Source organism: Planktotalea sp. (assembly GCF_039984035.1).
Lineage (GTDB): Bacteria > Pseudomonadota > Alphaproteobacteria > Rhodobacterales > Rhodobacteraceae > Planktotalea.
In genome coordinates this window covers 1-7,432 of the sequence record NZ_JBDWVM010000466.1, presented here as the reverse complement: position 1 = coordinate 7,432, position 7,432 = coordinate 1, and the positions used below count along the sequence as shown (strand labels likewise).

Annotated in this window: 8 protein-coding genes and 1 pseudogene; 1 reads left to right on the top strand and 8 read right to left on the bottom strand. The window is 50.0% G+C overall.

Annotated features, from left to right (window positions below):
- Window positions 1–59: 59 nt before the first annotated feature.
- The 8 genes from ABJQ89_RS20735 to ABJQ89_RS20700 form a co-directional block, all read right to left on the bottom strand.
- Window positions 60–1,139, bottom strand: a complete 1,080-nt coding sequence (locus ABJQ89_RS20735; protein WP_348498051.1) for a GSCFA domain-containing protein — start codon at window positions 1,137–1,139, stop codon at window positions 60–62.
- A 319-nt stretch (window positions 1,140–1,458) separates the two neighbouring features.
- Window positions 1,459–2,292, bottom strand: coding sequence for an aminoglycoside phosphotransferase family protein (locus ABJQ89_RS20730; protein ID WP_348498050.1), 834 nt, complete (start codon window positions 2,290–2,292; stop codon window positions 1,459–1,461).
- A gap of 171 nt (window positions 2,293–2,463) precedes the next feature.
- Complete coding sequence (gene rplP / locus ABJQ89_RS20725; RefSeq protein WP_348498049.1) at window positions 2,464–2,877, bottom strand: 50S ribosomal protein L16; 414 nt, start codon at window positions 2,875–2,877, stop codon at window positions 2,464–2,466.
- Between the two features lie 12 nt (window positions 2,878–2,889).
- Window positions 2,890–3,597, bottom strand: coding sequence for a 30S ribosomal protein S3 (rpsC, locus tag ABJQ89_RS20720; RefSeq protein WP_348498048.1), 708 nt, complete (start codon window positions 3,595–3,597; stop codon window positions 2,890–2,892).
- Window positions 3,597–3,977 carry a 50S ribosomal protein L22 gene (rplV, locus tag ABJQ89_RS20715; protein WP_348498047.1) on the bottom strand — a complete coding sequence of 127 codons (381 nt, stop codon included), beginning with the start codon at window positions 3,975–3,977 and terminating at the stop codon, window positions 3,597–3,599. Before rplV ends, rpsC begins: the two co-directional genes overlap by 1 nt.
- 3 nt (window positions 3,978–3,980) lie before the next feature.
- Window positions 3,981–4,259 (bottom strand): 30S ribosomal protein S19, encoded by a 279-nt coding sequence (gene rpsS, locus ABJQ89_RS20710; protein WP_040776022.1) that lies wholly within the window; start codon window positions 4,257–4,259, stop codon window positions 3,981–3,983.
- Window positions 4,260–4,262: 3 nt separating this feature from the next.
- Window positions 4,263–5,105, bottom strand: coding sequence for a 50S ribosomal protein L2 (gene rplB / locus ABJQ89_RS20705; RefSeq protein WP_348498046.1), 843 nt, complete (start codon window positions 5,103–5,105; stop codon window positions 4,263–4,265).
- Between the two features lie 224 nt (window positions 5,106–5,329).
- Window positions 5,330–6,259 carry a hypothetical protein gene (locus tag ABJQ89_RS20700; RefSeq protein WP_348498045.1) on the bottom strand — a complete coding sequence of 310 codons (930 nt, stop codon included), beginning with the start codon at window positions 6,257–6,259 and terminating at the stop codon, window positions 5,330–5,332.
- 902 nt (window positions 6,260–7,161) lie between these two features.
- Between ABJQ89_RS20700 and ABJQ89_RS20695 the strand changes: the two are divergent.
- Window positions 7,162–7,432 (top strand): annotated as a pseudogene (locus ABJQ89_RS20695) (phosphoribosyl-AMP cyclohydrolase); the annotation flags it as partial.

The window sequence follows — 7,432 nt, the reverse complement described above, 5'->3', positions numbered from 1 at the left end:
AGTTTTAAAGATGCGGCATGGCTATTGCTTAAAATGCAAATTTTCATAGACTTGCTTTCTTATGACTTAGGCGCGAATGCGGATAAGAGTTCTTCTTCACAGACGAGATCATCACCTTTGTCTGCTATAGTTGGTTTGACTGGAAGCTTTGAATTTGGCTTTTTCAAAAGCTTTTTGTTGTCCGCGCTTCGAACCAATTTGGGGTATTTTTGCGCCATACAGGCAAAGAAATTTGACATCACATGATCGACACCATCTTGCTCAACACCGCGTTTGTTCGCAGAATAAAATTGCCCTCCAAATGGAGGAGAAGAGATGATTTCATAGCTCGGAAAATAGTCAACAAAGCGATGTTTTTTGGCGATATCGCCCGCAACGGCCCGCAACGTAGATTTTGAATACGAGGTGGCCACGAGAACATGATCGTCCGCCTTCGTCGCAGTCAAGGGCACTGGAGAGACAGTCAGTAGAACTCTAATTTGGGGGTTCACGCTTCTGATGAGCCGAAGAGCTTGCATCAAATTCTTTTTGATAAATGGATAGCTTTGGTTCCGGAATTCATGTTCCCCTTCGATATAGGTACCCGCAACTGTTCCCGGGCAAATGGGGTATTCATATTCATCTTTTGAGTTCCACCAGCTCTCAGTCAGGCCTAGCGTGAAAACGAACAAGTTGGAATCTTTGATTGCGTGACCGAACGATTCAATAGTCAACTCACGTGAGGCCAAAACCTCCTCTGCACTGGCAAACCCATTTGGTTCCACTGCAGGACGAAACGGATCGTAAAAACGACCCTCTTTTTCCCATACCTCATCCGGGGCTTTGCTCACACCCAATGCCCATTCCACCCATTGCCTCAAGAGCGAGACAGAGTAAATATTTCCTGTCCGAGCTGAAAAAACGCCATAATTAAACGCTTTCGCAGTCTCAGGGAGCAGCTCAGTCGGAGCAGGTTCAGCATCAAACCAGTGATAGCCGCGCGACGCCAAGCTACGACCAAAATGCTGCGCAAAACACGAACCAAATGTCGCAATTTTCATATCGCGCTTGATCGGCCACTTAGGTTCCCAAAGTTCATTTATTTCAAGCGCATCTTTCTCACCGACAGATGGCGCCCAAAACGCGCGTTTTTCGAGCAATTGATAGGGGTTTTTCATCTTTACTACGACTTTCAAAGTTAGTTTTTACAAACAAATTAGGCAAATTGTTCAGCATAAATCACACAATAATCGAGGCGATCCTGTAGTGTTTGCCCTAGGTGTCGAATCTAACACCCTTGTACAAGGCTTACAAAGGTGGGTGAAGTCTCTAAAAATAAGACCCACCCGACTGGTTTTAAGGCAGCCTCCTAAACGAGCATATATTGCACGAAAACAGCGCATTGGAAAATTCAGCGCCCCATTTATGGAGTACGAATATTGACAGCGCAACGAGCTAGCGGAGCAGACCAACGTCAACTTAAACCAACAGAAAGAGATCAAGTAAGTCAAATTCGCTGTCTTGCGAGATAGCCTCAGGGCTCCGCCAAGCAATCGACAGGGCGACCTTCACCGCGGCCCATTGCATCAAGCGCTCTGCTGAAACGTTAAAATTCGAAGACCAAAGCATGGTGAGATATCTCACGTGTTCAGGGTCACGAACCAATTCAGGTAAAGCGATCGGGTGACGAAATGCATTGGCCAATTCGTAGGTGCGTTCCCCCAAAATGCCTTTTGCATCAAACGCACAAAACCCTCGGCTTCCAAGACGTACATTGTCAAAATGTAGATCACCATGGAGCGGGACACTATCCTGCTGGCTTGCGAATAACTCTTTCGCTAGCGCTTGGCTCTTCAAAAGGTTTTCACGCGCGCCTGAAGGACAATCATCCGCAAAACGCAACTTAAATAACTTGGCAAACCAATCTTCAAGTAAGGGATAATCGTCAGTCCTTTGACCTGCTTGAAAATGCAGTTCATTTGCGACGCCAACAAGTTCCAAAGCCGCGCGCTGGTCCTCTCCACCACGAGCAAAATCCCCGAGCGACGGACCTTCCAACCACTCCATCAAAGCGCAGGTTCGCGTAGTTTGATATACGTGCGCCGCCCCTTTGCCTTTGGCTTCGGCAAGGTAGATGAAACCGGGGGCTTCATTTCCCATGTCCGTCTTTTTGTAGACCTTCAATACCGCCCAGCCTGCCGAAGTGCGTTGGACCTTCCAAAGGAAAGCAATTGGCGTTTCTTCCAATAGCGATGCCGATGACAGATTGAACTGGCTTAAAACATCCTCAGACAATTGTTGTGATGCACTCATGCCTTAACCGTATCACAGCACGCGCCATATGAAAGAACGCGACCAGTGTAAGGCGCTCAGTTGCTAACGTAAGGTGCGTAACTCCACGCACCCTGCCCCAAAAAGAAAACCCCCGCTGATGTCTCAGCGGGGGTTCACATTTTCTAGCTTTAACCTCGAAAGGTTAAGAACTTACCAGTCTTCGCGAACAACGACGCGTGTTTTTACAGGCAACTTCATTGCAGCAAGGCGAAGCGCCTCACGTGCGATGTCGTCGTTCACACCGTCGATTTCGAACATCACGCGACCAGGTTTGACCTTAGCTGCCCAAAAGTCCACGGAACCTTTACCCTTACCCATACGAACTTCGGTAGGCTTGGAGGTCACGGGTACGTCTGGGAAGATACGGATCCAAACACGGCCTTGACGTTTCATGTGACGCGTCATGGCACGACGCGCGGCTTCGATCTGGCGCGCTGTTACACGCTCGGGCGTAGTAGCCTTAAGGCCATACGTTCCGAAGTTCAGATCAGATCCGCCCTTAGCAAGACCTTTGATACGGCCTTTGTGCTGTTTGCGGAATTTGGTACGCTTTGGTTGAAGCATCTAATCTCTCCCTTAGCGACGACCGCCAGCACCACGAGGTGCAGGGCCATCTTGGAGTTCCTGTGCTTTACGGTCACGTGCTTGAGGATCGTGTTCCATGATCTCGCCTTTGAAGATCCAGGTTTTGATCCCGATGATGCCGTATGCTGTTTCGGCTTCAACGTGAGCGTAATCGATGTCGGCGCGCAGCGTATGCAAAGGAACACGTCCCTCACGATACCATTCTGTACGAGCGATTTCTGCACCGCCAAGGCGGCCAGCAACGTTCACACGGATACCAAGGGCACCCATACGCATTGCGTTCTGTACCGCACGCTTCATCGCGCGACGGAAAGAAACACGGCGTTCAAGTTGCTGAGCAATGCTCTCACCGACAAGCTGTGCGTCAAGCTCTGGCTTGCGAACTTCAACAATGTTGAGGTGCAGTTCAGAGTCTGTGATGTTTGCAAGCTTCTTGCGGAGCGTTTCGATGTCCGCGCCTTTCTTGCCAATGATCACACCAGGACGTGCTGTGTGGATCGTAACGCGGCACTTCTTGTGCGGACGTTCGATGATCACACGAGCGATGCCCGCTTGCTTGCACTCTTTGTTTACGAAATCGCGGATCGCGATATCTTCAAGAAGAAGATTACCGTAATCTTTGCTTTCAGCAAACCAGCGGCTGTCCCAAGTACGGTTCACCTGAAGGCGCATGCCGATTGGATTGGTTTTATTACCCATTAGCTTTGCTCCTCGATCTGACGAACCTTGATGGTGATCTCAGCGAAAGGCTTGATGATCTTACCGAAACGACCACGTGCACGAGGGCGACCGCGTTTCATTGTCAGGTTCTTACCAACGTAAGCTTCTGCAACGATCAGCTCGTCCACATCCAGGTTGTGGTTGTTTTCAGCGTTTGCAATTGCCGACTGAAGGCACTTGCGAACGTCAACAGCAATACGCTTCTTGGAGAACGCCAGATCTGTCAGCGCTTTGTCCACTTTCTTGCCACGGATCATTCCAGCAACAAGGTTCAGCTTTTGCGGGCTAGTACGGAGCATGCGCAGTTTTGCCATTGCTTCGTTGTCTGCCACGCGGCGGGGATTCTTATCCTTGCTCATGGCTTACTTCCGCTTCGCTTTTTTGTCAGCAGCGTGACCGTAATAGGTACGAGTTGGTGAATATTCACCGAACTTCTGACCGATCATGTCTTCTGTGACGTTTACAGTTACGTGCTTCTGGCCGTTGTAGACACCAAACGTCAGTCCAACGAACTGAGGCAGGATGGTGCTGCGACGAGACCAAATCTTGATAACTTCGTTGCGACCGCTTTCACGGGACGCTTCGGCCTTCTTGAGGACATATGCGTCCACGAAAGGGCCTTTCCAAACAGAGCGAGACATAGATTAGCGTCCCTTCTTCTTGGCGTGGCGCGAGCGAATGATAAGCTTTTGCGACGCTTTGTTCTTGTTGCGTGTACGCGCACCCTTTGTTGGTTTACCCCAAGGAGTAACCGGGTGACGACCACCAGATGTACGGCCTTCACCACCACCGTGAGGGTGATCGATCGGGTTCATAACAACACCACGAACACTTGGGCGGATGCCCTTGTGACGCATGCGGCCCGCTTTACCGTAGTTCTGGTTTGAGTTGTCTGGGTTAGACACCGCACCAACAGTTGCCATGCACTCCTGACGGACGAGACGAAGCTCGCCGGAGCTGAGACGGATCTGAGCGTAACCACCGTCACGACCTACGAACTGTGCGTAAGTACCAGCGGAACGCGCGATCTGACCACCTTTACCAGGCTTCAGCTCGATGTTGTGAATGATTGTACCGATTGGCATACCAGAGAACGGCATCGCGTTGCCCGGCTTGATGTCTGCCTTCGCCGCAGAAATAACCTTGTCGCCAACAGCAACACGCTGTGGGGCTAGGATATACGCCTGCTCGCCGTCATCATATTTGATGAGCGCGATAAAGGCTGTGCGGTTAGGGTCATATTCAATACGTTCGATTGTCGCGGCAACATCCATTTTATTGCGGCGGAAATCAACGATACGATAGAGGCGTTTCGCCCCACCACCACGACGTCGTGATGTAATGCGTCCGGTGTTGTTCCGGCCACCCGATTTCGTCAAACCCTCTGTAAGGGATTTAACGGGGCGTCCTTTATACAGCTCCGAACGGTCGATCAGCACCAGCCCACGCTGGCCTGGCGTCGTCGGCTTATACGACTTAAGTGCCATGCTTTGTCTTCCGTTTTTATTCGTTTGTGCCCAAGTGTGGCCCAAGCGACGATGAAAGCCCCCTCTTTGTTAACAGAGGTGACCAAGTTGAGGCCCCCGTAGGTGCCCGATTAGACGTCCGCTCGATGTTTTGAGCGAACAACAACAAAGCCCCAGACGAATCTGGGGCTGTGCCGATGGGGTCTCTTAGGGTGTTGGGGGGGGAGGGTCAAGACGATGATTAACTAGTGGCACTCCACAGACAGAAATTTCTCGGGCCATCGCGCTGTCATCGCGCCAACAACTGGCAACCAGACTTCGGGAATGTCATGAAATTCTCTGAGATATTCTGCATAACTTTCGAAGTCACCACTGCACGTAATTACTGGTTTTCCTCGATCCATTTCGAAAGTTCGTCTTTTGAAAGTCTCTGGGCGAAGCTTTTTTGCGCTTCCATCTAAAAACACGTCAAAACGAAAGTCGTCTTCATTTAGATCGGCCGTACCACACTCTTGATACGCACGCACTTCAAGTATCGATGACGGTCGTGCACGAGCGAATCTATGGATGAGAATATTGTACCCCTTCGGAAAGCTAAGGGTTTGAGAACTCGCAAGCTCAAGAGATAGCTCACTCTCAGAAACGCCAAGTTTTGCACCTACTTTCACGCCAACCTTACCAGAACTCTGCCGTTCGAGAGAAGCGCTGCATGCATCAAATTTCTGCCGAAAAACCCCGTTCGCTTGCAGACTTACTACCCATCGGTCAGCCGCAAATACATCGCTATCCAAAGTCGAAAAATCCAGCGATGCGTCAAATTGCAAGTCAGCAGGCAGTACAAACGCCCAATTGCCTGTTTCGGAGAGAACCAGTACTTCTCCATCGCCACCGACCATTGCTAAGCCCTCAAATACCGCAAATCTCGTATTCTTGGGAAAGTATACTCCACTCAAACCATAAGCCGTTTCCCCCTGAGCATTAGCGAGAAAGCCCGGAGTCGTTCTGAGCGATATAGCAGAGGTCGCGCGATAGCGCTTTCCGGGATTACACACATCAAAGAAACATTTAGTCTTTTGATCCCAGTAAAGACCTTCTGCGTTGGATTGTTGAGGAAGCCCTATTCCAAACACTAGCGATAGAACCAGCATGATTAAAATACGAAATGTCTTTTTCATCGAAAGCAACCGTGTTCAAATTTGACTATTTTCAAAACCTATCATCGTTGAAGATTAATACAAAATTATTCCCACCCAGCATTCATTGCGAAATTACCTCTGATCACCAAACATGCATTCCAGGCTCTACACTTTACGCTCGCGTAAAAAGGTAAAAGACCTACTCAGATTTTCTCCTTGCTCATCCAGTTTGCCGACGGCGGGCGCAAAAAACAAACCAACTGATACAACCCGATGGGCGACATCGTGAAGACACCAAAGCCAAACGAAAAGTACGTCAACGAAGTGACGATCAGTAAGAGCTCTTTCAAAGCCGCGAATGTAAGTTGTGTTACAGCTTTCCCGTGTCTAGCCAAAAGGATAGGTGCGCTCTCCCAATGTTCGTTAACCCTATCCTGCGTAGGGCATGACCCTCTGAAACTTTCATGACAGGTTGAGGGTACAACAAGAAAACACGACAGGAGGACGAACCAATGACACATGACATGTATGTCGCCAAAGCCCGTGACGGCCGGGCTTTAGCACTTAAAGGACTTGATCTCTTGAACAGCACCAGACGCCCCCGAAAACAGGACTTCCCGTTCTTGCCGCGGGTCGACCGAAGCTCTAACGCTTTGGAACAGCTCCGTTCAAAAAACGCCAGCCCCCTTACCTGCGTTTAAACAGTTCAATCCCTGCGTTAGATAAGCACAGCACCTACCCCCTCAGCTTATCCCAACGTCTAACGCAGTCTTCTGATGTCATGGCGTCAGTAAAACGCTCAGTGCCTTCAATGTGCACTGGGCGTTTTTCAGTTATTCCCGTTGAAAACCTCAACTTTTGTGCCAAACCCCTTGCGATAGCCGTAAAGAACGCTAGGAAACGTGCGGGCCTTAAATGTTTGAAGACTGACGGAGAGACTTATGCCAATCACCCAAGACAACCTGATCGCAGCGCGCAAAGCGTGGGGCGATGCCTTGGTCGCAATTTCAAAGGCTTTTGAAGACGGCGGCATTGATGCAGCGCGTGCATTGGCGAGCGATGTTTTGGACGCGGCTTATGGCTATAACCTCGGTCCTGTTCTGTTCAAACCCACCTTAAGCGGCGGCGCGCAGACGTTCCGCACGACCAAGGAGGGCGCGTTGTCCTACTTCGTTGCACATGATGACACCTATCCAAACGACAACGGCTTTG